The 23,032-nt window shown below is 68.4% G+C and carries 25 protein-coding genes and 1 pseudogene; 10 read left to right on the top strand and 16 right to left on the bottom strand.

Annotated elements, in window-relative coordinates; all coding sequences use genetic code 11:
* Positions 1–94: 94 nt before the first annotated feature.
* Positions 95–1,690: a M4 family metallopeptidase gene (locus ACFCV3_RS19455; RefSeq protein ID WP_376031598.1), complete on the bottom strand. Its 1,596-nt coding sequence runs from the start codon at positions 1,688–1,690 to the stop codon at positions 95–97.
* Positions 1,691–1,847: 157 nt separating this feature from the next.
* Here ACFCV3_RS19455 and ligD point away from each other — a divergent pair, with 157 nt between their 5' ends.
* Positions 1,848–2,912 (top strand): non-homologous end-joining DNA ligase, encoded by a 1,065-nt coding sequence (gene ligD / locus ACFCV3_RS19450; RefSeq protein ID WP_376031596.1) that lies wholly within the window; start codon positions 1,848–1,850, stop codon positions 2,910–2,912.
* Here ligD and ACFCV3_RS19445 read toward each other — a convergent pair.
* Together ACFCV3_RS19445 and ACFCV3_RS19440 are read right to left on the bottom strand one after the other, a co-directional pair.
* Positions 2,909–3,664 carry an SDR family oxidoreductase gene (locus ACFCV3_RS19445; protein ID WP_376031594.1) on the bottom strand — a complete coding sequence of 252 codons (756 nt, stop codon included), beginning with the start codon at positions 3,662–3,664 and terminating at the stop codon, positions 2,909–2,911. The two genes, ligD and ACFCV3_RS19445, sit on opposite strands and share 4 nt — an antisense overlap.
* Positions 3,665–3,735: 71 nt before the next feature.
* Entirely contained in the window at positions 3,736–4,518 is a 783-nt protein-coding gene (locus ACFCV3_RS19440; protein WP_376031592.1) for an SURF1 family protein, read from the bottom strand.
* Positions 4,519–4,575: 57 nt separating this feature from the next.
* On the opposite strand from ACFCV3_RS19440, the gene moaA reads away from it, so the two are divergent.
* On the top strand, positions 4,576–5,595 hold the full coding sequence (gene moaA, locus ACFCV3_RS19435; protein WP_376031591.1) for a GTP 3',8-cyclase MoaA: 1,020 nt from the start codon (positions 4,576–4,578) through the stop codon (positions 5,593–5,595).
* A 26-nt stretch (positions 5,596–5,621) separates the two neighbouring features.
* On the opposite strand, the gene ACFCV3_RS19430 is transcribed toward moaA, so the two are convergent.
* Both ACFCV3_RS19430 and ACFCV3_RS19425 read right to left on the bottom strand, forming a co-directional pair.
* On the bottom strand, positions 5,622–5,825 hold the full coding sequence (locus ACFCV3_RS19430) for a hypothetical protein (RefSeq protein ID WP_376031589.1): 204 nt from the start codon (positions 5,823–5,825) through the stop codon (positions 5,622–5,624).
* Between the two features lie 186 nt (positions 5,826–6,011).
* Positions 6,012–6,371, bottom strand: a complete 360-nt coding sequence (locus ACFCV3_RS19425; RefSeq protein WP_376031587.1) for a DUF3099 domain-containing protein — start codon at positions 6,369–6,371, stop codon at positions 6,012–6,014.
* 49 nt (positions 6,372–6,420) lie between these two features.
* Here ACFCV3_RS19425 and ACFCV3_RS19420 point away from each other — a divergent pair, with 49 nt between their 5' ends.
* The 6 genes from ACFCV3_RS19420 to ACFCV3_RS19395 all read left to right on the top strand — a co-directional run bounded on the left by ACFCV3_RS19420 (position 6,421) and on the right by ACFCV3_RS19395 (position 11,172).
* On the top strand, positions 6,421–6,633 hold the full coding sequence (locus tag ACFCV3_RS19420) for a dodecin (RefSeq protein WP_376031585.1): 213 nt from the start codon (positions 6,421–6,423) through the stop codon (positions 6,631–6,633).
* 42 nt (positions 6,634–6,675) lie between these two features.
* Positions 6,676–7,380 carry a 3-oxoacyl-[acyl-carrier-protein] reductase gene (gene fabG / locus ACFCV3_RS19415; RefSeq protein ID WP_376031583.1) on the top strand — a complete coding sequence of 235 codons (705 nt, stop codon included), beginning with the start codon at positions 6,676–6,678 and terminating at the stop codon, positions 7,378–7,380.
* Positions 7,381–7,409: 29 nt separating this feature from the next.
* Positions 7,410–8,180, top strand: coding sequence for an enoyl-ACP reductase FabI (fabI, locus tag ACFCV3_RS19410; protein WP_376031581.1), 771 nt, complete (start codon positions 7,410–7,412; stop codon positions 8,178–8,180).
* Positions 8,180–9,868 (top strand): Mur ligase family protein, encoded by a 1,689-nt coding sequence (locus tag ACFCV3_RS19405; protein WP_376031580.1) that lies wholly within the window; start codon positions 8,180–8,182, stop codon positions 9,866–9,868. The genes fabI and ACFCV3_RS19405 overlap by 1 nt, the downstream gene beginning before the upstream one ends.
* Before the next feature lie 31 nt (positions 9,869–9,899).
* Positions 9,900–10,769: a hypothetical protein gene (locus tag ACFCV3_RS19400; protein WP_376031578.1), complete on the top strand. Its 870-nt coding sequence runs from the start codon at positions 9,900–9,902 to the stop codon at positions 10,767–10,769.
* Positions 10,770–10,836: 67 nt separating this feature from the next.
* A complete protein-coding gene (locus ACFCV3_RS19395) occupies positions 10,837–11,172 on the top strand; it encodes a peptidase inhibitor family I36 protein (protein ID WP_376031576.1) in 336 nt (111 codons plus the stop codon).
* A gap of 126 nt (positions 11,173–11,298) precedes the next feature.
* Here the strand turns inward: ACFCV3_RS19395 and ACFCV3_RS19390 are convergent, their stop codons facing one another.
* Positions 11,299–11,862 carry a TetR/AcrR family transcriptional regulator gene (locus tag ACFCV3_RS19390; RefSeq protein WP_376031574.1) on the bottom strand — a complete coding sequence of 188 codons (564 nt, stop codon included), beginning with the start codon at positions 11,860–11,862 and terminating at the stop codon, positions 11,299–11,301.
* 95 nt (positions 11,863–11,957) lie between these two features.
* On the opposite strand from ACFCV3_RS19390, the gene ACFCV3_RS19385 reads away from it, so the two are divergent.
* Entirely contained in the window at positions 11,958–12,848 is an 891-nt protein-coding gene (locus ACFCV3_RS19385; RefSeq protein WP_376031572.1) for an alpha/beta hydrolase, read from the top strand.
* Here ACFCV3_RS19385 and ACFCV3_RS19380 read toward each other — a convergent pair.
* The 4 genes and pseudogenes from ACFCV3_RS19380 to ACFCV3_RS19365 all read right to left on the bottom strand — a co-directional run bounded on the left by ACFCV3_RS19380 (position 12,845) and on the right by ACFCV3_RS19365 (position 15,086).
* Positions 12,845–13,534 carry a hypothetical protein gene (locus ACFCV3_RS19380; protein WP_376031570.1) on the bottom strand — a complete coding sequence of 230 codons (690 nt, stop codon included), beginning with the start codon at positions 13,532–13,534 and terminating at the stop codon, positions 12,845–12,847. The genes ACFCV3_RS19385 and ACFCV3_RS19380 overlap by 4 nt on opposite strands.
* On the bottom strand, positions 13,531–13,656 hold the full coding sequence (locus tag ACFCV3_RS19375; RefSeq protein ID WP_376032433.1) for a hypothetical protein: 126 nt from the start codon (positions 13,654–13,656) through the stop codon (positions 13,531–13,533). The genes ACFCV3_RS19380 and ACFCV3_RS19375 overlap by 4 nt, the downstream gene beginning before the upstream one ends.
* 232 nt (positions 13,657–13,888) lie before the next feature.
* Positions 13,889–14,062 (bottom strand): annotated as a pseudogene (locus tag ACFCV3_RS19370) (sigma factor); the annotation flags it as partial.
* A 55-nt stretch (positions 14,063–14,117) separates the two neighbouring features.
* Positions 14,118–15,086, bottom strand: coding sequence for a Dyp-type peroxidase (locus tag ACFCV3_RS19365; RefSeq protein ID WP_376031568.1), 969 nt, complete (start codon positions 15,084–15,086; stop codon positions 14,118–14,120).
* 9 nt (positions 15,087–15,095) lie between these two features.
* On the opposite strand from ACFCV3_RS19365, the gene ACFCV3_RS19360 reads away from it, so the two are divergent.
* Positions 15,096–15,257 carry a hypothetical protein gene (locus tag ACFCV3_RS19360; protein ID WP_376031567.1) on the top strand — a complete coding sequence of 54 codons (162 nt, stop codon included), beginning with the start codon at positions 15,096–15,098 and terminating at the stop codon, positions 15,255–15,257.
* A 5-nt stretch (positions 15,258–15,262) separates the two neighbouring features.
* Here ACFCV3_RS19360 and ACFCV3_RS19355 read toward each other — a convergent pair whose 3' ends face one another.
* The 6 genes from ACFCV3_RS19355 to ACFCV3_RS19330 all read right to left on the bottom strand — a co-directional run bounded on the left by ACFCV3_RS19355 (position 15,263) and on the right by ACFCV3_RS19330 (position 23,002).
* Positions 15,263–15,772 carry a copper chaperone PCu(A)C gene (locus ACFCV3_RS19355; protein WP_376032431.1) on the bottom strand — a complete coding sequence of 170 codons (510 nt, stop codon included), beginning with the start codon at positions 15,770–15,772 and terminating at the stop codon, positions 15,263–15,265.
* Between the two features lie 42 nt (positions 15,773–15,814).
* Positions 15,815–18,616, bottom strand: coding sequence for a cyanophycin synthetase (gene cphA, locus ACFCV3_RS19350; protein WP_376031565.1), 2,802 nt, complete (start codon positions 18,614–18,616; stop codon positions 15,815–15,817).
* Complete coding sequence (locus tag ACFCV3_RS19345; RefSeq protein ID WP_376031563.1) at positions 18,613–19,680, bottom strand: cyanophycinase; 1,068 nt, start codon at positions 19,678–19,680, stop codon at positions 18,613–18,615. Before ACFCV3_RS19345 ends, cphA begins: the two co-directional genes overlap by 4 nt.
* Positions 19,681–19,741: 61 nt before the next feature.
* Positions 19,742–20,677, bottom strand: coding sequence for a DUF1996 domain-containing protein (locus ACFCV3_RS19340; RefSeq protein ID WP_376031561.1), 936 nt, complete (start codon positions 20,675–20,677; stop codon positions 19,742–19,744).
* Between the two features lies 1 nt (position 20,678).
* Positions 20,679–22,052 carry a glycoside hydrolase family 16 protein gene (locus ACFCV3_RS19335; protein WP_376031559.1) on the bottom strand — a complete coding sequence of 458 codons (1,374 nt, stop codon included), beginning with the start codon at positions 22,050–22,052 and terminating at the stop codon, positions 20,679–20,681.
* Positions 22,053–22,126: 74 nt separating this feature from the next.
* Complete coding sequence (locus tag ACFCV3_RS19330; protein WP_376031557.1) at positions 22,127–23,002, bottom strand: GNAT family N-acetyltransferase; 876 nt, start codon at positions 23,000–23,002, stop codon at positions 22,127–22,129.
* Positions 23,003–23,032 lie beyond the last annotated feature (30 nt).

Here is a 23,032-nt window from a genome sequence, read left to right as displayed (position 1 = left end):
CACGTGAACACCTAGTGCTTGCCTTGAAGGGAAGGGGGATCCTTCGCCGGTCCTGTCCGCCCCAGTGGGACAGGACCGGCGAAGTCACCGAGTGTCAGTTGACGCTCACTCCGCTCCACGCGGCCGCAACTGCGGCGCGCTCGGGGCTGGCGGCGCCGTACAGGTCGGTCGCCGCGTTGAGCGTGGCGGTCCGGGCCTGGGCGTAGTTGGTGCTGGTGGTCATGTAGACGGTCAGCGCGCGGTACCAGATCTTGCCGACCTTGTCCCGGCCGATGCCCTGCAGCGTGGTGTTGTTGCAGGTGGTCGAGTTGTGCGCCAGGCCGCCGAAGGTCTTGGCGCCCGTGCCCTCGGCCAGCAGGTACGCGAAGTGGTTCGCGACGCCGGACGAGTAGTGCACGTCGAGGTTGCCGACACCGGACGACCAGCAGTCGACGGACTTGCCGTCCTTGCTCGGCTTGTCCATGTACCGCAGCGCCGGGCGGTCCTTCATGATCTCTTCGCCGATGTAGTAGTCACCCGGGTCGGCGGCGTTGTTGGAGTAGAACTCGACCAGCGCGCCGAAGATGTCGCTGGTGGCCTCGTTCAGGCCGCCGGACTCACCGGAGTAGGTCAGGTTCGCGGTGGCCGAGGTGACGCCGTGGGACATCTCGTGGCCGGCCACGTCGATCGAGACGAGCGGCCCGGCGACCACGCCGTCACCGTCGCCGTACGTCATCTGCTTGCCGTCCCAGAAGGCGTTGACGTAGTTCGTGCCGTAGTGCACGCGGCTCGGGACACCCTTGCCGTTGTTGAAGATGCCGTTCCGGCCGTGGGTGTTCTTGTAGTAGTCGAACGTCGTCGCGGCGCCGTAGTGCGCGTCGACGGCGGCGCTGGCGCGGTCGGCGTTGGTGCCGTTGCCCCAGTGGTTGTCCGCGTCGTTGAACTTGGTCGGCACGATGCAGCCGAAGCCGAACAGCTGGCACAGGATCGACTCGGTCTTGTTGTTCGCGTCCCCGGTCGCTCCGCCGCCACGCACCGGGTCGGTCAGCGTGAAGCCGCCGGTGGCCGGGGTGCTGTCGATCGGCACGGTGCCGGAGTACAGGCTCTGGCCGTCACCGGTCGCGGTCTCGATGTGCTGCTCGCTGACCAGCTTGGCGCCGGTCAGGGCATCGATCGTGGTGGTGATGTGGCTCGGCGTGCCGTCGGCCTGGGTGCCGGTCGTGGTGACCAGGTAGGCCAGCCGCGGCGCGCCCTTGCGGGCCTCGATCACCAGGGCGGGCTTGCCTTCGGCCTTTTGGCCCTTGGCGAGCGCCTTGCTGGTCGCCGTCGCGACCCCGACCTTCGGCGTCCGGTCGACGTTCGCGCTCTTGGTCAGTGTCACGCTGGCGCCCTGCCATGCACCTTCGTCGCTCTGGTGGATGACGACGTCGCCACCGAGAACCTTCAGCCCACCGATGCTCCGGTCCATCCGGACGTGGGTCGCGCCGTTCTTGTCGACGATCACGTCCCGTACGGCGAACGCGTCGGCCGTGGTGGCCTTGAGCCCGGCGAGGTTGTCGCCGATGGCTGCTTTGGCCCGGGCGACAGCAGCCGCAGGACTGGGGACGGGGGCTGCCGTGGGCGCACCGGTGGCGGTGGTGGCCGAGGTCAGCCCTAGGGCGGTGGTGGTCGCAACTGCGGTGGCAGCGGCGAACAGGGCGGATCTGTTCATCCTCGCGCTCCTTCTGAAGCGTCCCGGGGGCCTCACGCCCCAGGAACGAAGTGCACGTACGTTACCGCCCAGTTACCGGACGTGCCTAGCCTTTACGAAAACTTGCCTTTCCGCAGTTTTCCCGACCTTTGTCGGTCCGGAGCGGTAGCGTCACCGCATGGCGGCGACCAAGGCAATCGAGCTCGAGATCGGTGGTCGGCAGGTGCGGGTGAGCAACCCGGACAAGCCGTACTTCGCGGACCGCGGGCTGACCAAACTCGACATCGTGAACTACTTCGTCGCGGTCGGCGACGGCATCCTGGGCGCGCTCCGGGACCGGCCGACCACGCTGGAGCGCTGGCCAGGTGGCTGGTTCGAGGGCGCCAAACTCTCCACCCGGGCCGACAACCGCGGCGACGCGTTCTACCAGAAGCGGGTGGCCAAGGGGGCGCCCGAGTGGGTGGAGACCGCGACCATCAAGTTCCCGAGCGGCCGGCCGGCCGACGAGGTGTGCCCGACCGAGCTGGCCGTGGTCGCCTGGGCGGCCAACCTGGGCACACTGACCTTCCACCCTTGGCCGGTCCGCCGTCCGAACGTCGACAACCCGGACCAGCTCCGGATCGACCTCGACCCTCAGCCGGGCACGGACTTCAAGAGCGCGGTCGCGGTGGCTCCGGCGTTGCGTGAGCTGCTCGCCGAGCACGGTCTGGAGGGCTTCCCGAAGACCTCAGGTGGCCGCGGCCTGCACGTGTACGTGCCGATCGAGCCGCGCTGGGACTTCATCCAGGCGCGGCGCGCGGTGATCGCCCTCGGGCGTGAGCTGTCCAAGCGGCTCCCCGACCAGGTCACGGTGAACTGGTGGAAGGAGGAGCGCGGCGAGCGCATCTTCATCGACTACAACCAGATGGCCCGGGACCGGACCATCGCCTCGGCGTACTCGGTCCGGCCGAACGCACGGGCGCGCGTGTCGGCGCCACTGCGCTGGGAGGAGCTGGAGGACGTCGTACCGGACGACTTCGATGTGCTCACGATGCCGGCCCGGTTCGCCGAGGTCGGTGACCTGCACGCCGCGGTCGGCGAGCAGGCCTTCTCCCTCGACTCGCTGCTGGAGCTGTCGGCCAAGCACGAGCGCGACCACGGCGAGGCCGACCTGCCTTATCCGCCCGAGTATCCGAAGATGCCCGGCGAGCCCAAGCGGGTGCAGCCTTCCAAAGACCGTGACCGGCCCAAGGACCAGGACTAGAACGTACGGAGTGCGCCGCCGTCGATCGGGATGATCGCACCGGTCAGGTAGGAGGCGGCGGGGGAGAGCACGAACGCGGCGACCCGGCCGAATTCGTCGGGATCGCCGTACCGGCGCAGCGGGATGGTGCGCTCGGCGCTGCGGCGGGCCACCTCGGGGTCGCCGCCCTTGCTGTCGAGCTCGCGGAGCCGGTCGGTGGCGATCCGGCCGGGGAGCAGGCCGTTGACGCGGACGCCGTTCGGCCCGAGCTCGTCCGCGAGGGTCTTGGCGACCATCGCGAGACCGGGGCGCAGGCCGTTCGAGATGGCGAGACCGGGGATCGGTGACTTGACCGACGAGGAGAGCACGAAGGCGATCGACGTACCGTCCGAGCCGGCGCGGGCGACCGACTTCGCGATCCGCAGGCCACCGAGGAAGACACTGTTGAAGGCGGCCTGCCAGTCGGCCTCGTCGGAATCCAGCGCGGTGCCGGGCTTCGGGCCGCCGACGCTGATCAGGGCGCCGTGCAGGGCACCCCACTTGGCGATCGCGGTCGCGGCCAGCCGCTCGGCGCTCTCCGGGTCGGCGTTGTCGACGGGGATGCCGACCACGTTCTCGCCGAGCTCGGCGGCGGCCCGGGTGATGTTCTCCTCGCTCCGGCTGGAGATGACGAGCCGGGCGCCGTCCGCGGCCAGGGCCTTCGCGGTGGCGAAGCCGAGGCCGGTGCTGGCACCGGTGACGATGTAGATGCGGTCGCGCAGTCCAAGGTCCACGGCACCATCCTGCCTCACCGCCGCAACCTCCGCACCTCGACAGTTCGGGGCCGATGGCAAGCGTTCGTTTCTCAGTCCCGAGGAGCCGCGGGTTCCGGAGTTTCGTTGCGCTCGGCAACAACTTCGCCCGCGGCGTCGGTGGCCGGGCGGCGGGTGAAGTAGATCAGCCCGCCGACCGCGAGGATCGCGAACAGGAACCACTGCAGCGCGTAGAAGAAGTGCGGTCCGCTGTCGATCTCGGGCCCGGGGAACTTCCCGAACGCCGGGTCGTTGGCCGGCACCTGGCTGTCCACCATCAGGTAACCGTCGTACAGGTCCAGCCCGAGTGCCTTGGCGTACGCCGGCCCGTTGATCAGCCGCGCGGTCCCGTTGTCCGGCGTACCGCCGTTGGTGCTGCCGCCGCGCTCGCTGCGCTGCAGCCGGCCGGTGATCGTCACCTCACCTTCCGGTACGGCGGGGATCTTGCCCGGGGCGAGTTCGGCGCCTTGGCGAACGAGGAAGCCCCGGTCGACCAGAATCGCCTTCCCGCTCGGAAGCACCAGCGGGGTGATGATTTCGAATCCAGGCCGGTCGTTCACGTTCCGATAGCGCAGAACTATCTGCTTGGTGGCGTCGAAGTGGCCGGTGACGACCGCTGTCCGCCACGCGTGCTGGTCGCCGACGACGCCCTGCGGGCCGACGATCTGGTCGAGCGGCGCCGGTGCGGCGGCCAGATTCGACGTGGTCACGCCGTTGCGGACCTCCCGGTCGTGCAGCCGATGCAGCTGCCAGCGGCCGAGCTGAATGCAGACCGTGGCCAGGACCAGGATCGTCAGCGCGGCGCCGAGCCACCGGACGTTCATCAATCGACGCACGTCTCGAACTTAAGCCATGGCCCGCAAACCGTCGGCGGCGGCACGTACTCTGGGCTCGTGACGGCGACCGAAGAGGTGACGCAGGTAGGTCTGGCAGATACCTATGGCCGGATCGCCACGGATCTGCGCGTCTCGCTCACGGACCGTTGCAATCTGCGCTGCACCTACTGCATGCCCGAAGAGGGCCTCGACTGGCTGGCCAAGCCTGAGCTGCTCACCGACGACGAGATCGTCCGGCTGGTAGGGATTGCGGTCACCCAGCTGGGAGTCCACGAGATCCGTTTCACCGGTGGCGAGCCGCTGCTGCGCCGTGGTCTGGTCGGCATCGTCGCCCGTACGACGGCGCTCGAGCCGCGGCCTGAGGTGTCGCTGACGACCAACGGGATCGGGTTGGCCCGGCAGGCGGTCGCGCTCAAGGAGGCCGGGCTGGACCGGGTGAATGTGAGTCTCGACACCATTCGGCCCGATACTTTCGTCGAGCTGACCCGGCGGGACCGTCTGAAGGACGTGCTGGCCGGGATGGCAGCGGCCCAGGAGGCCGGACTTTCGCCGGTCAAGGTGAACGCCGTACTGATGCGCGGGATCAACGACACCCAGGCGCCGGAGTTGCTGGAGTTCTGCCTGGAGCACGGCTACGAGCTGCGGTTCATCGAGCAGATGCCGCTGGACGCGCAGCACGGATGGGACCGGGCCACCATGGTGACCGCGGACGAGATCCTCGAGCAGCTCGGTGAGCAGTTCGGCCTGGAGCCGACCGATGCCGCGGCGCGGGGGAGTGCGCCGGCCGAGATCTTCAGCGTCCGTGGCGGTTCGCAGACGGTCGGGATCATCGCGTCGGTGACACGGCCGTTCTGTGGTGACTGCGACCGGGTCCGGCTGACCGCCGACGGTCAGGTGCGCGACTGCTTGTTCGCCCGGACCGAATCCGATCTGCGCACGGCAATGCGGGCCGGTGCCGATGATGCGGAACTCGCGGATCGCTGGCGGCGGGCGATGTGGAAGAAACTCCCCGGCCACGGCATCAACGATCCGTCGTTCCTGCAACCCGCGCGCCCGATGTCCGCCATCGGCGGATAACCGGAAATGTGTTTTTTCGCTACGACCTAAGACGCTGTTGCGCTGAAAGGTTCGACGTCGCGGAGGAATCCGCGGCGGTCCAGGAAGTCGGACAAGGTCGCCTTGTGTTCGTCACAGGCCAGCCACGTCTTACGCCGGTCGGGCGTGTGGATCTTCGGGTTGTTCCACAGCACCGCCCAGGTCGCGGCGTTGCCGCACCCCTTGGACGAGCAGATCTCTGGCATAACCATTCCTGATCCCTCAATTATCAATAGCCTGGGGTAAATATCGGGCCCCGGCACAAATGAAGCGACGTCGGACAGCCACGGGGGGAGCCGTCCGACGCCGCATCAACAGGCTGAATTCCAACAGTGAACTTCAGCGCACGCGGGAGATTCTGACACGGAACCCGGCGAACTTTCCAGTCCCGGCACAGATCACTTTTCGGTGTCGGTCTGTTGCACCGGTTCGGGGTCCGGTTCGGCCTTGATCACCGGGCCCGGTGACGCCTCCAGCGAAGGCCGGTCCGGCGGGACATACGGCGTACCGCTGTCCTGGGTCGCGGTCTTCGCGACGTTGGCCAGCACGACCGCGAAGTACGGCAGGAACACCGCGCCGACCACGAACATCCAGCGCCAGGGCGACGGGGTGAACACGGCCAGCACGAAACACGCGACCCGCAGTCCCATCATCGCGGCGTACCGGATGATGCGGCTGTCCAGGTCCTCGGAACGGCCGGGCTGCGCACTCGTCACCGAAATGACCGTTTCGCCGGACCGTTCACGACGTTTGGACATCTATCCTCCTCACCATCAACCACGGTACGCCGCGACGGAAGGAAGCCTGATGACGGATCGGACTTATCGAGTGACGGAGATCGTCGGTACGTCGAAGGAGGGGGTGAACGAGGCGATCACGAACGCCATCACCCGGGCCGGTGAGACCCTGCGGCACCTGGACTGGTTCGAGGTGACCCAGATCCGCGGCCACATCGTCGACAACCAGATCGATCACTACCAGGTCGGATTGAAGGTCGGTTTCCGGCTCGAAGACTCCTGAGGATAGCGTTCGGCTACGACTGGCAACGGGTGAGGAGTTCTTGTGGGCAGGTCTGTGTTGGTGACCGGTGGCAACCGGGGGATCGGGCTGGCGATCGCGACCGCGTTCAAGGAAGCCGGTGACCAGGTCGCGGTGACCTACAACAGCAGTCCACCGCCGGAGGGCTTCCTGGGTGTGAAGTGCGACATCACCGACCAGGAGCAGGTCGACGCGGCCTTCGAGACCATCCAGGAGGCGCACGGTCCGGTCGAGGTGCTGGTGGCCAACGCCGGCATCACCCGCGACAGGCTGCTGCTGCGGATGTCCGACGACGACTGGCACTCGGTCATCGACACGAACCTGACCGGTTCCTTCCGGGTCGCCCGGCGGGCAGCCAAGGGCATGCTGCGGCTGCGCAAGGGCCGGATCGTCTTCATCTCCTCGGTGGTCGGCCTGCTCGGCCAGGCCGGGCAGGTGAACTACGCGGCCAGCAAGTCCGGTCTGGTCGGGATGGCCCGGTCGATCGCGCGCGAGCTCGGCAGCCGCGGCATCACGGCCAACGTGGTCGCGCCGGGATTCGTCGAGACCGACATGACCGCCGTACTGCCGGAAGAGACCTCGAAGCAGTACCTGAGCCAGATCCCGCTCGGCCGGTTCGGCCTGACCGAGGAGATCGCGCACGCGGTCCGCTGGCTCGCCTCCGAGGAGGCCGGATACATCACCGGAGCGGTGATCCCGGTCGACGGCGGCATCGGTATGGGCAACTAACCATCACTTCGCAGAAAAGGGGAACGCCGGTGGGCATCCTCGACGGCAAGCGGATCCTGGTCGCCGGGGTCACGCTGGACTCCTCGATCGGTTTCGCGACGGCCAAGGTGGCGCAGGAACAGGGCGCCACCGTGCTGATCTCGAACTTCGGCCGGGCTCTGAGCATCACCAAACGGATCGCGAAGCGCCTCCCGGTCGAACCGCCGGTGCTCGAGCTCGACGTGACGAACGCGGAGCACCTGGCCGCGCTGCCGGACGCCGTACGGGAGCATGTCGACGGTCTCGACGGCGTCGTGCACTCGATCGCGTACGGGAACCCGGAGACGATCCTCGGCGGCAAGTTCCTCGAGGGTCCGTGGGAGGACGTCGCACAGGCTGTGCACGTCTCGGCGTACAGCCTCAAGTCGCTCGCGACCACGTGTGCACCGCTGATGCCGCGCGGTAGCAGCGTTGTCGGTATGACGTTCGACGCGACCGTGGCCTGGCCGGGCTACGACTGGATGGGCGTGGCCAAGGCGGCGCTGGAGTCGACCAGCCGGTACCTGGCTCGCGACCTCGGCGCGCAGGGTATCCGCTGCAACCTGGTCTCGGCCGGCCCGCTCAAGACGCTGGCTGCGAAGGCGATTCCGGGCTTCGAGAAGTTCGAGGAGCCCTGGCTCGAGCGCGCCCCGCTCGGCTGGGACCCGACCGACCTGGAGCCCACCGGCCGCACCATCGTTGCCCTGCTCAGTGACTTCTTCCCCTCCACCACCGGCGAGATCATCCACGTCGACGGCGGCTACCACGCGATGGGAGCGTAGTGCCCACGACCTCTCTGGTTGAGCTCCGTGTGCTGGACGGCGCCAACCTGTACTTCAGCCGCGCGGCGGTCAAGCTCACGCTCGACGTGACCGCGCTGGTGGACGCCCCGGCGCCGGCCGCGAAGGCGTACGCGCAGGCCGTCGGTCTGGGAACCACCCGGCCGGGGCGGATCGGCTCCGGGTTCCGGCAGCGGTTCGCGATCCGGGTCACCGGGCACGTCGTACGGCGGATCGCCCGCGAGGCCGGGATCGGCCGGATCGGTGTCCGGGTCCGGCCGGAGTCGGACAATCACCGGCTGGTCGTGGCCTTCCCCTGGGCCCACGAACAGCGCGCGCGGGCGCTCGCGGCGGCGATCGTCGAGGTGCTGGACGCGTTCGGTGCCGACCATCTGCCCGAGCTGATGGCGACCGTCGGCGAGCGGGTACACAACGAGCCGCCCGGTAACGTGCCGCCGACCATCCGGCCGAAGGTGCCGGTCGTCGCGGTCACCGGCACCAACGGCAAGACCACGACCTCCCGGATGATCGCCCACATCGGGCGTGCGGCCGGGCTGCACGTCGGCTGGTCGAGTACCGACGGCGTCTACTTCGACGGCGAACTGGTCAAGTACGGCGACTTCTCCGGCCCGAGCGGCGCCGGGCAGGTGCTGTCCCAGCCGGGGATCCAGCTGGCGGTCACCGAGACTGCCCGCGGTGGCATCCTGCGCCGCGGTGTCGGGGTCGCCTCGAACGACGTCTCCGTCGTCACCAACGTCACCGCGGACCACCTCGGGCTGGGCGGGATCGACACGGTCGACCAGCTCGCCGAGGTGAAGGCGGTCATCACCCACATCACCCGCCCGCGCGGCTGGTGCGTGGTGAACGGCGACGACCCGCGCACGTTCGCGATGCGGCTCGGTTCGCCGGCCAAGTGCTGGGTGTTCTCGCGGGATCCCGACTCGCCGTCGATCCGCACCGTACTCGACGAAGGCGGCCGGGCGACCACCGTCCTCGACGGCTTCATCACGGTGCTCGACCAGGCGACCGATCCGGAGCCGCTGCTGAAGGTCGTCGACGTACCGATGACTCTGTCCGGGCTGTCGCACTACAACGTGGAGAATGCGCTCGCGGCCGCGTCGGCAGCGCTCGGGCTCGGGTTGCCGCGGGCCGCGGTCATCGAAGGGCTGAGTTCGTTCTCGCCGAACGAGAACAACCCCGGCCGGATGAACATGTACTCGCTGCGTGGCTTCACCGTGGTGATCGACCTCGCGCACAACGAGGCCGGCCTGGAAGCCCTGCTCGAGATCATGAACGGCGTTCGGCACGAGGGTGGACGGTTGCTGCTCGCACTCGGTTCGCCGGGTGACCGTGCTGACGACATGGTGTCCGCGCTGGGCGCGATCGGTGCGCGTGGTGCCGATCAGGTGGCGATCGGGCACAAGAGCGAGTACTTGCGCGGGCGACCGCCGTCCGAACTGGAGGCGGTCTTCCGCGAGGGAGCCGCGTCGGTCGGCGTCGACGACGTACCGGCGTACCCGACCGAGCTGGAGGCGGCGCAGGCGCTGGTCGCTCAGGCCCAGCCGGGTGACGTGGTCGCGGTGATGTCTCTGCAGGATCGGGCGAGTCTTGACGGCTGGTTGCGGTCCGAGGGAGCTACCGTCGACACACCGGAAGACCTGAAGTCCAAGGTCGAAAGAGCCCAGCACTAGTCCCACCGCCCTCGGTTGGGGCGGGACGGGGATGAGGATGCGCTACCTGTGGTCGATCCCGGCTGCTGTTGTCGCCTGGTTCGTGGGTGGCTTCTCCGCCGTGTACCTGAAGGGCCTGCCGGGCGGTACGACGATGTTCGTGCCGCCGCGGCTGGATCTGTTGCTGCTAGGCGGATTCGCCGGGGGAGTGCTGGCCGGGCTGCTGGTCGCGCGCGTCCGCGCCACCGTGCCGCTCGTGCTGATTGTTGCCGCGGGCGCCTGGTGGCTGACTGGCAATCCCTGGCAGGAACGGGAGTTGCTGATCTCGTTGCTGGTGGCAAGTGCTGCCGGCGGTCTCATTGGTGCCCTGGGCACCAGAAGTTCGGTGATCGCCGCGTTCGCGCTCGCGCTGCCGCTCGCCTGGTATGCGCTGCGCCCGGCCGGTCAGCTGACCGACTTCCGCTGGCTCTGGCAGCTGAACGGACTCCTCGTCGGCATCGGTCTGGCACTGATCCTGTACGTCGCCTGCTGGTTGCGCGGGTGGCGTTCGGCGTACTTCTGGGCGCCGCTGACCGCCTGGTACCTCGCCTCGTTCGGAGTGGTCGCCGCGATCCAGGCGATCGACCGCGCGCCCAGCGGTCAGGCGTTCAACCCGACCGTGGATGCGGCGATGGACGCCTTCTTCAACTCGTTCGGACCGATCCTGCGGGAGTACGGCGCCTGGCTCGTGGTGGCCGTCCTGCTCGCGATCCCGATGGTCGCGCTGAAGCTCCGCGCCCTGCCCCCGGTCCCACCGCCACCCGACCCGTACGCCGACCGGACGAACGACGCCGTACTGGGTGACGACCTGGACTGGATCGATCGCGACGAGCCGAAACGCCGCTTGTTCTCGCGACGCAACACGCCGGAAAGCGCAGTCTGAGTGAAGGTTCAACCATAAGCTCGTCGGTGTCAGGGAACCGCCCTTCTCTTACCTGGAGCTCAGACCCATGAACCGTCGCATCCTCCTCGGCGCCGCCGCGACCACCTTGCTGCTCGGCGCCGCGGCCACCCCGGCCTCGGCGTCCACGGAAAGCACCGCCTGCGAACCCGGCCAGGCCTGCTTCTACGAAACCACCAGCTTCGGCGGCAAGAGCCTCATCTACAACGACGTCCCCACCGCCTGCACCCAGCTCACCTTCGCCCCCGGCGCACTCTTCAACTGGTCCACCGAAGACGTCCACCTCTACCGCACCCCCGACTGCTCAGGCACCCCGTCACTAGAGCCGGCCAACAACTTCCACAGCTACCCCAGCACCAAGTTCCTCAGCTTCCGAGCCGCCTAACCCTCAAGAGCAGTTCGCGGCGAGCGCCGATCCGCAACCAGCCGCCACTCCTGGTCAACGGGGCTGGGGTGGTTCAGCTCGGCTGGGGTGGTTCACCCGGGCTGGGAGTGGTGCTGGCGGCCTGGGTCAGGGGCCGGATGTCGGGAGGGATCCCAGGAAGCGCTCGGCTGCGTCGTCGACCTCGGCGTCCGGGGTCAGCAGGCGCTGCAGTAGCAGTCCTCGTAGGCAGGAAACGGCGATGATGCTCTGCTGCCTTGCTTCGGTTGCCGTGTGGCCGTCGCGACGGGCTGCTGCTTCGAGGGTGTGCACGAGGTCGTCGAGGCCGGTGACGAAACTCTGGTAGGCGTTGTGCTCGTAGACGGCGAGTCCGGCCAGGTGGAAGAAGGCGCGGGTTCGGTCCTCGTGGGCGGCGTCCGAATAGAAGTCCCAGATGGCCCTGCACAGTGGAGCGAACCCGAGTTCGCTGCCTGTTGCGGCGATCGCGAGGTTGTCGCGGCGGCGTGCCTCCGACAGTACTGCGCCCAGGAGGCTGGGTCGTGAGCCGAAGTGGTAGGTCAGCAGCGTGTGGTGCACGCCGAGCCGCTCCGCCACCTGGCGCATCGACAAGCTCGGGCTGGGGCCGCTCTCGCCGAACTCGTCGAACAAGGCCTCCAGCAGTCGCTCGCGCCCTTCACCCGCAGCCGATCTCACAGTGCCTCCCTTGCTGTCCTCACCACTGTTGAGTACAGTACCTGGCAGTGAACTCACCACTGTTTAGGTCAGCTCCGGCGGAGAGAAGACGGCCCTTGACGCACATCCCGGTAGCGCAGGTTCTCGGCAACACCGACTACTTCGAGCTCGACTCGGTGGCGGTCGGTGGGCGTTTTGCGGTCTGGGTGACGACCTCGCCGAACTATGCCGAAGACGAGGCGCGCTACCCGGCGCTCTACGTGACCGACGGAAACTTCAGTGTCGGGCAGACCGCTCCGTTGGCAGTGATGCAAGGCGATGTCCTCTTGCCGATCGCCCCTTACCTCCAGGTGACAGTGGGCTACACGGGCGCGGAAGCCGACGAGTGGAGCCGGGTTCGGAACCGTGATCTCGTTCCGCCGGGCGAGCCGCTGCCTCCGGACATGCGAGCCACGCTTGCCCTGGCCGTCGAGAGGGGTGCGATGACCCAGGCAGAGGTCGATGCCTACCTCGCCGAGCTCGCGACCGCCCGCGCCGATGCCTTCCTCACCTTCCTCACGGACGAACTTCATCCGGAAGTGTGCCGCCGGTACCGCGTTGCTCCGGCCGGTCATGGGCTCTTCGGCTACTCCTACGGCGGGCTGTTCACGTTGTTCGCCTTGCTCACCGGATGCCCCCTGTTCTCGAAGTACGGAGCGGGCAGCCCGGGTGTCGCTTCCTTTGACAGCAAGGTTCTCGAGCTCGCCGCCGCCCAGCCTGATCTGAGCGGCGCGCGACTGCACGTGACCGTGAACGAAGCAGAACTGACCGGACAGCTACCGATCTACCGGATGCTCGGACGCGGAAGCATGCAACTCGTCGACAGCCTGCGCGCTTCGGAGACAGGCGTAACCCTCACCGCCGCCGTGCTCAGGGAAACCCATGCCACGGGTCTGCAGGCCTCGTTCCTGAGCTTCATGCGTGCCTGTTACGGGACGACCACGGAGGAGCCCGGCCGCGCCGGCTAACGGATCGGACGGCCTCCGGCGTCCAGCGGTACGGCGGTCCAGCCCGGGTCGGTGCCGCCCTCGAAGGCGATCGCGAAGAACCGCTTGGTGCTGCTGGCCGGGGTGCCGACCGCATCGACGACGTACGTCTGCTTGAAGTTGGTGACGCGAACCTTGCGTGCTGCGGCCGTGATGGTGCCCGCGAGGATGCCGATGTTGTCGTTCTCGTACCCCAGGCCGCCGCGGAGGCGCGGATAGCCGTCAGGTGTGCAGGCCGGGCCTTCGCCGGCTGTCATCATGGGGCTGTTCGTGGACTTGATGCCGCGCCACAGGTCGGCGTTCTGGAACACCACGCAGTTGCCTCGGGCACCGACGATCCAGTTGTGGTTCCCGGTCTTGCCCTGGGCGAAGTGGTACAGGCCCTTAGCTCCCGGAACAGGCTTGTTCACCCACGGATCAGGCAGGCGGTGCACCGGCGGTGTCGCTTGCGGTACGCCGGCGGTCGGGGGGTCGGTCCGGAGCAGAGCGCCCGCGAGTGGTGCGGCGGTGAATGCGACGGCGGTAACTGCGGCGGTGGCGAGGATGCCGGTGGTGGCCCGGCGGCGTCGGCGTCGGGTGATGCCGGTGCGGACGAGGGCGGCCGGGTCGATCGGTTCGGGGCGGTCGTCGGTCAGTACGGCGAACTTTTCGTTCAGGTCGTGGGTCATGCGATGCCCCTTCCGGCCAGGGCGGCCAGCTCATCGGGTGTCGTGAAGTCGAGTTCCGCGCGCAGGGCGTCGAGGCCGCGGCGGGTGTGCTGTTTGACCGTGCCGACGGTGCAGCCGAGCAGGTCGGCGACACTGCGTTCGGACAGGTCTTCGGCGTACCGGAGGTAGACGGCTGCGCCGTTGTCGCGGGCTCAGTTGCGCCATCGCGCGCCGCAGCGCCAGCCGCTCGTCGATTTGACCGGTGGCCGCGGCGACCGCGACGTCGGGTGGTGTCTCGGTCGGGTGCTCGCCGAACCAGCGCCGCCGCCGGGTGGACAGGAAGGTCGTGGTCACGATCCGGCGCAGATAGGCCTCCGGACTTCCGGTGCTGACCTTGCCCCAGTGGAACCAGAGCTTGGTGAACGCCTCCTGCGCGAGATCCTCGGCCCGTTGGTGGTCCAAGGTCAGTGCATAGGCCAGCCGGGCGGTCGGGGTCCAGCGGGCGCGTACGAAGTCGTCGAAGTCCGCCTCGGTCGGTCGGTCTCTCATCGGCATCGCCTCCTCACCCGGTAGAACGCTGTGGCGAGCGTGCCAGGGTGACAGGTCAGCCGAGAAGTTCCTGGCCCAGCCAGCCGCCCGCGGCGAAGCCGGGTGGGATGGCGAAGACGGCGGAGCCGATGGTGGTGGTCCACTCGTTAAGCGCGTCGACGGCATCCAGGCGGGTCAGCAGCGGGAGGAACTGGCCGGCGATATCGGCCTGGTAGCTGAGGAAGATCAGGCCGGACTCGCGCGTAGTACCGGTGTCGTGGACGTAGTTGAGGCCTTTGCGGAAGATGCGGCGGCCGTCGTTCTCGGAGTGGTGGGACAGCCGGGCGTGGGCGTTGGCGGCGATCACCGGGCGACCCTCGGCGTCGCGGGCTTCGAGGTCGAGTTCGTCGTGTTCGGCGGTGCCGGTGAGCGGTGCGCCGGTGCTGAGTTTGCGGCCGACGGCGCGTTCCTGTTCGGAGCGGGTGAGTTCGTCCCAGGTGTCGAGGTTGAGTTTGATTCGCCGTACGACGAGGGTCGTGCCGCCGTCGGCCGTCCAGACGGTCGCGTCGAACTCGGGGGTCCCGACAGCTGGGTTGCCGGTGCCGTCCACCTGGCCGAAGAGGTTCCGCCCGGTGACCGGCTTCCCGTCCGGGCCCGTGCTGTTCCAGAACCCGGTCTGCCGCCACGCCGGTACCGCGAACGGCTTCGCGTCCGCGACGAAGCGCCGTACGGCGTGCACGACGCTCAGCTCGTCATCCGCGCCGACGAGGATCAGCAGGTCGCCACCCGACCACTCGTCCTGCAGCCGGTCATGCCGCATCACCGGCAACTCGTCCAGCCCGGCCGGTTTGTTGCCGGTCAGCTCGAACACCCGCGGCCCGAAACCGACAGTCGTGGTCAGTGCCACGTTCGCATTCGCAAGCTCCGGAGCCGTATCCCCGGGCGCCGGGCGCCCGTTGCTCAAGGCAACCACATTCGCAGACCACGACCGCAGCAACCGCCCGAGAGCGGCCTTGTCGGTACCCGGCAAGAGCTTGAACGCCACCAGCTCCCCATGCCGGGGCGAGGGCGAGGCGACGCCGGGCTGGCGGTCGCCGTACGGAGAGATGAGCCGGCTGACGGGAGGCGGTTGCTTGTCGAGGGCAACGGTGGCAGCACCGGTGACGGCAGCACCCGCGGCGGCTGCTCCGGCGTACCCGAAGAGCTGTCGCCGTGAAGGCTTCACTGGGGTGTGGGGGTCGGGTGGTAGTGCTCTTCTTCTTCGGTGAAGACCTTGACGGGGACCTTGAGGTCGTGGGTGGTGTTGTCGGAGAACTTGAGGGTGAGGGGGACCTCGTCGCCGGGCTTGAGCGGACTCTTCAGGTTCATCAGCATGATGTGGTCACCGCCGGGGGAGAGGTGGGCATGCGAGGTGGCCGGGACGGTGACGCCGCCTGCCTTCTCCTGCATCACCATCTTGCCGTCCTTCATCGCCATCTCGTGCAGCTGCACCATGCCTGCCACCGGGGAAGTTGCCGAGATCAACTTCACCTCGGCGTTCCCGGGATTCGTCAGAGACAGGAAGGCCGCGGTCATCGTGGTGTCCTTGGTTCCGACGGTCGCGCGCACCCAGGCGTCCTCAACCAGTACGCCGGGCGTCTTCGCCGCAACCTGCTGAGGGGATGTGTCGGAACCGCAGGAGGAGAGCAGGACCGGGAGGGCAACGGCGATCGTGGCCGCGAGCAACTTCATCTTCACGCACAGCCAACGCCCTTGCCCTCCGCGGAGTTCCCACTAAGCGTCCGAGGGGTCCTCGGTCTCCTCCGGCTTCACGAAGTCCGGGTCGCCGCCCTCGTCGCCCGAGCGCGCGCCTGCCTGGGCCAGGTGCGACACGGACTCCAGCTCGGCCAGCACGGTCTGGTGCTGATCGACACACAGGACAACCAGGTCGCCCCGGTTCGACCGGGCCAGCGCGTGCCGGATCGCGGTCAGCTCGTCGATGACGATCTCGACCTGACGGCACCGGGCCCCGGTGTCCATCGCGCTCCGGACCCCGGCCTCGATCAGCGAGGCCAGCTCGCCGCGCTTGCGGCCGCGCAGGCGTGCGTCCTCACGGACGATGACGACGTCGAAGTGCTGGGCCGCGATCTGGCCGAGCTCGTGGATGTCCTCGTCCCGCCGGTCACCCGCGGTCGCGATCACACCGATCCGCGACGGCCGCCCGAGCTCGGACGACGCGATCAGGCTCTCGCCCAGCCGGTCGACGAAGTCACCGAGCATCCGCATCGCGGGCGCGTTGTGGCAGTAGTCGACGATCACCGTGCGGCCGTCGACATCGATCTCGTTCAGCCGGCCGGGGGACAGGTAGTACGACGTGTTGAACGTCCGCAGGCCCTGCCGGATGTCGTGCAGTGGCGCGCCGGCCGCGAACGCGGCAGCCGCGGCGGCCATCCCGTTCTGCACGTTCATCATCGCGCGCCCGCCGAAGGTTGCCGGGAGCAAGTGTGTCCACGCGAGCTGCATCGAACGACGGCCGTGCTTGACCACGATCATGTCGCCGAGGTCGGAGCGCTCGAGTACGACGGCACGACCACCACGCCGGCAGTGACCCTCGATGTACTCGCGGACCTCGCTGCCCGGCTCGGCCATGCTGAACCACACGACCTGTCCGGAACACTTGCGCCGCATCTTGCGAACCAGCGGGTCGTCGGCGTTCAGTACGGCGTACCCGGTCCGCGGCACAGCCTCGACCAGCACGCCCTTCACGTCGGCGAGCTGCTCCAGCGTGTCGATCCCGCGCAGCCCGAGGTGATCGGGCTGCACGTTCAGTACGACGGCGATGTCGTTGCGCTCGTAGCCCAGGCCCTCGCGCAGGATGCCACCGCGGGCCACCTCGAACACGGCGAAGTCGACGCGCGGGTTCTGCAGCACCATCCGGGCGGACTTCGGCCCGGAAGCATCCGACCGGATCACCAGCCGCTCGTCGATCACGATGCCGTCGGTGGACGTCATACCGACCTTGCGGCCCATGCCCTTGAAGACGTGGCTGATCATCCGCGAGGTGGTGGTCTTACCGTTCGTGCCGGTCACGGCGACGATCGGGATCCGGCTGGTCGCACCGGGCGGGAACAGCATGTCGACGACCGGCTTGGCGATGTACTGCGGTTCGCCGATCGTCGGGTTCGTGTGCATCCGGAAGCCCGGGGCCGCGTTGACCTCGCAGATCGCGCCGCCGGTCTCGCGCACCGGCTGGGTGATGTCGGGGCAGATGAAGTCGATCCCGGCGATGTCGAGCCCGATCATCCGGGCCGCTTCCTCGGCGATCTCGACGTTCTCCGGGTGCGCCTCCCAGGTCCGGTCGATGGAGATGCCACCGGTGGACATGTTGCCGGTGAGGGTGAGCTTCACCATCACCTCTTCGGGCGGTACGTCGTCCAGCTCGAAGCCCTGGCTGCGGACGAGCTCGCGGGCGGCCGCGTTCACGGTGATCCGGGTGAGGATCTTCTCGTGCCCGACACCGCGCCGCGGGTCGGCGTTGGTGATGTCGACCAGCTCGGCCACCGTGTGCACGCCGTCGCCGACCACGTGCGCGGGGACGCGTTCGGCGATCGCCTCCATCCGGCCGTTGATGATCAGGCACCGGTAGTCCTTGCCGACAACCATGTTCTCCACGATCACCCAGCCTCGGCGGGACTGCTCCGCGGCGATCGGGAAAGCCTCGCGGACGTCGTCGGCGTTCTGCAGGTTCAAGCAGACACCGCGGCCGTGGTTGCCGTCGAGCGGCTTGCACACCACTGGGTAGCCGAGCTTGTTCGCGATCGAGACGGCCTCCTCGACCGTGCGGATCGACTCCGACCGCGGCACCGGCAGACCGGCCGAGGCGAGCAGCCGGGTGGTCAGGTCCTTGTCGCTGGCCACATCGACCGCGATCGATCCGGTCTCCGACGTCATGGTGGCCCGGATCCGCTTCGCGTGCACACCCTGACCGAGCTGGACCAGGCTGGCCTTGTTCAGCCGGATCCACGGGATGTCACGGGAGACGGCCTCGTCGACGATCGCCTGCGTGGACGGACCGAACGCCGTACGCTCCGCCTGCTTGATGAACTTCTCCAGCTCGACGGTGAAGTCGAACTCGGGGTCGGGTTGCACGAGCTGGTTGACGAACCGCACGGCGAGCTCACCGGCGGCGAGTCCCACGGCCTCGTCGGCATACGCGTAGACGATGTTGTAGCGCCCGGGGTGGCCCTTGACCTGGCGGGTCTTCCCGCGCCGCATGTCGTGGCCGGCCTCCTGCTGCAGCTGGAGCGCGACGTGCTCGGCGATGTGCCCGAGCCAGGTGCCCTCGTTCAGCCGCTCGATGAAACCGCCGCGGCGGCCGCGCGAGCAGTGGTGCTGGTCGAGCCGGGGCAGATGCTCGAGGAGCTGCTCGGTGAACCCGGGGATCGTGTTCGAGGGAAAGTTCTCCAGCGAGCCCAGGTCGACGACCAGATGGATCGCCGGCTCGTAGCTCCACACATTCGGACCGCGGTAGACGCGAGTCTCGATGATCTTGAGGTCGGGGCTGGGCGTGCCGTGGATTTCGGTGCTCTCCGTCATGAGGTTCCTGTGTCTCGGTGCAAACTGTCGGGGGAGTCGAGTTCGGCGCCGGCCGTGATCGGCTCGGTCGCCTCCGGTCTGGACTCCCCGGCTGCCGAGGTCTTGGCAGTACGCCGCCCCGCCCGCTTCTTGCGGTCCGCGTAGTACTTGGGTGAGACACCCTCGGCCGCGATCTCCTTCGCCAGCTTCCGCAGGTCCGCCTCGGCGGCCTCCAGCCCGGCGATCTCCTCGGCCGGCGGCTGCGCGCCGTACGAGAGCAGCACCCGCGCCTGCAGATCGAACGTCGCCGTCGCCGGCAGCACATGCAGTACGACGCCCGACGCGAGCAGCGGCTCCGACCGGCTGGCGTGGTGCGCGTTCGAGGTGATCCGGCTCCCGTCGAAGATCGTCACCGCACCGCGGCCGACCACCTCGAGGTGCGTCCCCCGTACGACGGCCGCCGTGTCCTCGTCCACACCGATCCCGAGCAGTCCGGGGGACTGGGCGACCAGCGACAGCAACCGCCCGTACCGGTTCCGCTGGGCGAAGTGCTGGTCGACGATCGCGCCCTGCACCAGGCCCAGCCCGTTCGACAGCTGGCTCATCCGCTGCCGTGGCGTCGCGCCGGACCGGCCGAAGGCGATCATGTGCTCGGCCAGGATGCTCGCACCCGCCGATGTGCCACCCACGGCCGCCCCGCGCGCGTGGGCCGCGGTGACGGCCCGGCCGAACGCCGTACCGGTGACAACCCCAGCGAGCTTCAGCTGGTTGCCACCGGTCATGAAGATGCCGGTGGCATCGTGCAGCGGCGCGATGAAGGCCGGGTCGTCGGCGTCCTCCCGGTTCTCCGGGCGGACCCCGACGACACTCTGCGCACCGAGAGCCGCGAACAGCGCGTGGTAGACGTCGACCACATCCTGCCCGAGCGCCGACGCGGTGGGCACCACCACGATCCGCGCCTTCGACCCACCGGCAGCCTCGACGAACTCCTGCAGCACCGTGCGCTTCTTCAGCTTGTCCTCGGCACCACCAATGGCGAACAGGGCCCCCGGCCCACCATTCACCTCACCCAGCTGTTCAGACATAGCCGAAGGATAAGTGCTCGGCCCCCGGGAGACCGCAATCCGGCCTTATTGCTGGATCGGCCTATTGCTGAATCGGCCGGCCGTCGGTCCCACAGACGTAACCGGCCCGGATGCAGTTGTCGACGCGCCGCTGGAGCTCGGCCGGGTCCCAGACGTTCAGGAAGTCGCCGTGGAACGTGTAGCCGGGTGCGGTGGTCACGTTGACCCCGTTCCGGGTCCCGGCCAGGCTCAGTCCGGTGCCGTTGACCGGGTAGGTGATCAGGAACTCCAGTCGCGGTACGACGACCGGGTGGCTGGCTGGACACGTCGTACCGGCCGGGAACGCCATGTGGTCGCGGTGGTTCGGTGAGTCGAGCCGGACACCGTCCCAGCAGGTGGGGAAGTCCAGGTAGTTCTCCAGCTTGGTACCGGGCGGGCAGACCAGGAAGTCCCGGCTGGACTGGCTCTGACCGACACAGGACCACCGGGCGGCGGGGTTCTGGTCCGGACTGGTTGCCAGGGCGTTCCCGATCACGTAACGCAGACCTTGGGGATAGGCCCGCGCGTTGGTGCGGTCCGTGATGCCCTGGTAGTAGATGGTCACTCGCTCAGGCGCGACCGGTACGCCGTTCTTGTACAGCGTCGGCGTCCAGTACGCCGATTTGTCCGACACCGGATCGCAGTTCGTGCCACCGAGCCGCAGCGACTGCAGGGTCGAGTTGGCATTCGTGGTCGTGTTGCCGAAGAACTCGTGGATGTGTGAGCCGCCGGACTGGCCAGGGAAAACGATCGGGTCGTCACCGGCCCGGTGGCTGCTGCGGCACTCGGCCCGGAACTCCGAGCCACGAACCGGTGCCTCCTGGGCGGCCATCATGGCCGCCTCCTGGGCCTTGGTCGGTACCTGACCGTGCTGCGAGTGGTCGACGCCCGCCTGGCTGGTGGGCTGGTCGTGGATCACCAGCGCGGTGACCACACCGACCAGCACCACCCCGGCGGCGAGAAGCTTCGCCGTACCCATGTCAGCGGCCGAAGGTGAACCAGTTGACGTTGACGAAGTCGGCCGGCTGGCCGCTGGTGAAGGTCAGGTAGACGTCATGGACGCCGGTGACGGACGAGATGTTGGCCGGGACCGAGCGCCAGGACTGCCAGCCGCCGGTATTGGCGATGGCGAAGCTGCCGATGGGGGCGTTGCTGCGGCTGTCCAGGCGGACTTCGACCAGGCCGCTCACCCCGCCGCCAGCGCCGGACGCGACCCGGGCGGTGAACTGGCGGGCCGCCGTACTGCCGAAGTCGATGCCTCGGTAGAGCGCCCAGTCACCGTTGCCGACCTGCATCAGGTTCTGGCCGCCGCCGGTGTCGCTGGTGGTCTCGACGCCGGTGCCGCTCTGCTGCTGGGCGGACTCGGCCTGGATGGTGCTGTACGCGCTACCGCCGCCACCCGGCGGGGGAGAGGTCGGCGGAGGTGTGGTGCCGCCGCCCTTCTGCGTGACAGCGACGTAGTCGACGATCATCGGCCGGTCGGGAACCGTCTCGGCGCGTGGGGTCGGGCCGTTGAGTGCATCCGGGAACGCCCCGCCGATCGCCAGGTTCAGCAGGATGAAGTAGCCGGCGTGCGAGGTCATGTTCGACCAGGTGTCGGCTGGGAGTTGGCTTTGACTGATCGAGTGGTACTGCTGGCCGTCGACGTACCAACGCAGCTGCTGCGGCGAGATGCTCGTGTCCCACTCGAAGCGGTAGGTGTGGAATGCGGACTGGCAGGTCGAGCCGGGGCAGGCGCGGCTGGCGCCGAGGCCGCTGGTCTCGTTGCACGGGCCACCGGGGTTCACGCCGCAGTGCAGCACGCCCCAGACCGAATTGATCCCGTTGACGTTCTCCATGATGTCGAACTCGCCGATACCCGGCCAGTTCCAGTAGTTGCCGCGGTACGGCGAACCCAGCGCCCAGAACGCCGGCCAGTAGCCGAGTGCGGCGTTGCCGGTGACGTTCGGCATCTGGATGCGGCTCTCCATCGCGAGCACCCCGCCGGCCGGCGGCTTGAAGTTGCTGCGCTGGGTCTCGATCCGGGCCGACGTCCAGTTGCCGGCACCGTCGCGGCGCGGGGTGATCCGCAGGTTGCCGGTGCCGTCGAGGGCGATGTTGTTGGTGCTGTTCGTGTAGTTCTGGACCTCGCCGGTACCCCAGTTCGCGGGGCCACCGGGATAGCCGTGGCCGGTGTCGATGATCCAGTTCGCACCGGACGGCAGCGTGTTCGCCGGACCGTCGAAGTCGTCGACCCAGACGGTCGACCACCCGGCCGGCGGCGGTGGGGCACTGGCCTGCGCCACGACAGTCAGTGACGCGGCGATGAGGAGTGGGGCGGCGAGTGATGCGATGAAAAGCGGGCGGGAGCGCACAGCGACCTCCGGGGGCGGGTTGAGGCCTACAAGTTCTGCCAAATGTGAGCGCTCTCACGGTCGCTGTCAACAGTTCAGAGCATCACCCGATGAACGGTCGTGCTGCGCCGCACGCTCAGACCGAGGTGTTCGTACATCGCGAGTGCCCCGGTGCCGGAATGCGTCCAGAGAGTCAGATTGGTCCGGCCAAGGCGGTGGAATTCCGCCGCCGTCCGGTCCAGCATCGCCCGCGCGATTCCCCGGTTGCGGTGGTCCACGCCGACTGCGACCTGTTCGACGTACCCCTCGTCGCCGTCGAGTGCGATCACCACACCGACCAGTACGTCGCCGTCGTACGCGAGCGTTGAGGCCTCCGGCCGGAAGCTGGCCCGCGCAACCGTCAGCTCGGCCCACTCCGCGAACGACTTCCGCCGGGACCCGAACTGGGCGAACGCGTCCTCAACCACGTCATGTACCTGCTCGGCCCGAGCCGGGTCGTACCCCTCCAACCGAATCCCCGCCGGAACCTCGCTCAGTTGCCGACTCCCGAGCGGACACTCCAGCAACCAGTTCACCGCAAGAACGTCGTACCCCCGCGACTGCAGCAGCTCAGTCCCAGCCTTGTCCGCATCATCGACCGTCTGCGCGATCCACTCGCTCCCAACCTCCCGCGACCGCCCCTCGGCCCAGTCCAGCAACCGAGTCCCCAGCCCTAGCCCCCGGTACGACGGATGCACGTCCACCTGAGCCCGCTTCCCACCGTGGTTCCAGGCCCACCCAGCCACCGCACCCCCAGGCGCCTCCACCACCAGCGTGTCGGCCCCCAGCTCGATCAAAGGCCGCCGCAGATCCGCCACGACCCGATCCACGACCACCTCAGCCCGCCCGTGCCACCCAACCTCGGCAGCCGCAATCACCCCACAGATCGCCTCAGCATCCCCAACCCCGGCCGCCCGCTCCCTGAACTCCACCACCCGATCGTAGTCAGCGACCGCCCCGCC

Source organism: Kribbella sp. NPDC056345 (assembly GCF_042262745.1).
Classification (GTDB): domain Bacteria; phylum Actinomycetota; class Actinomycetes; order Propionibacteriales; family Kribbellaceae; genus Kribbella.
This window is presented reverse-complemented; position numbering and strand designations above follow the sequence as displayed.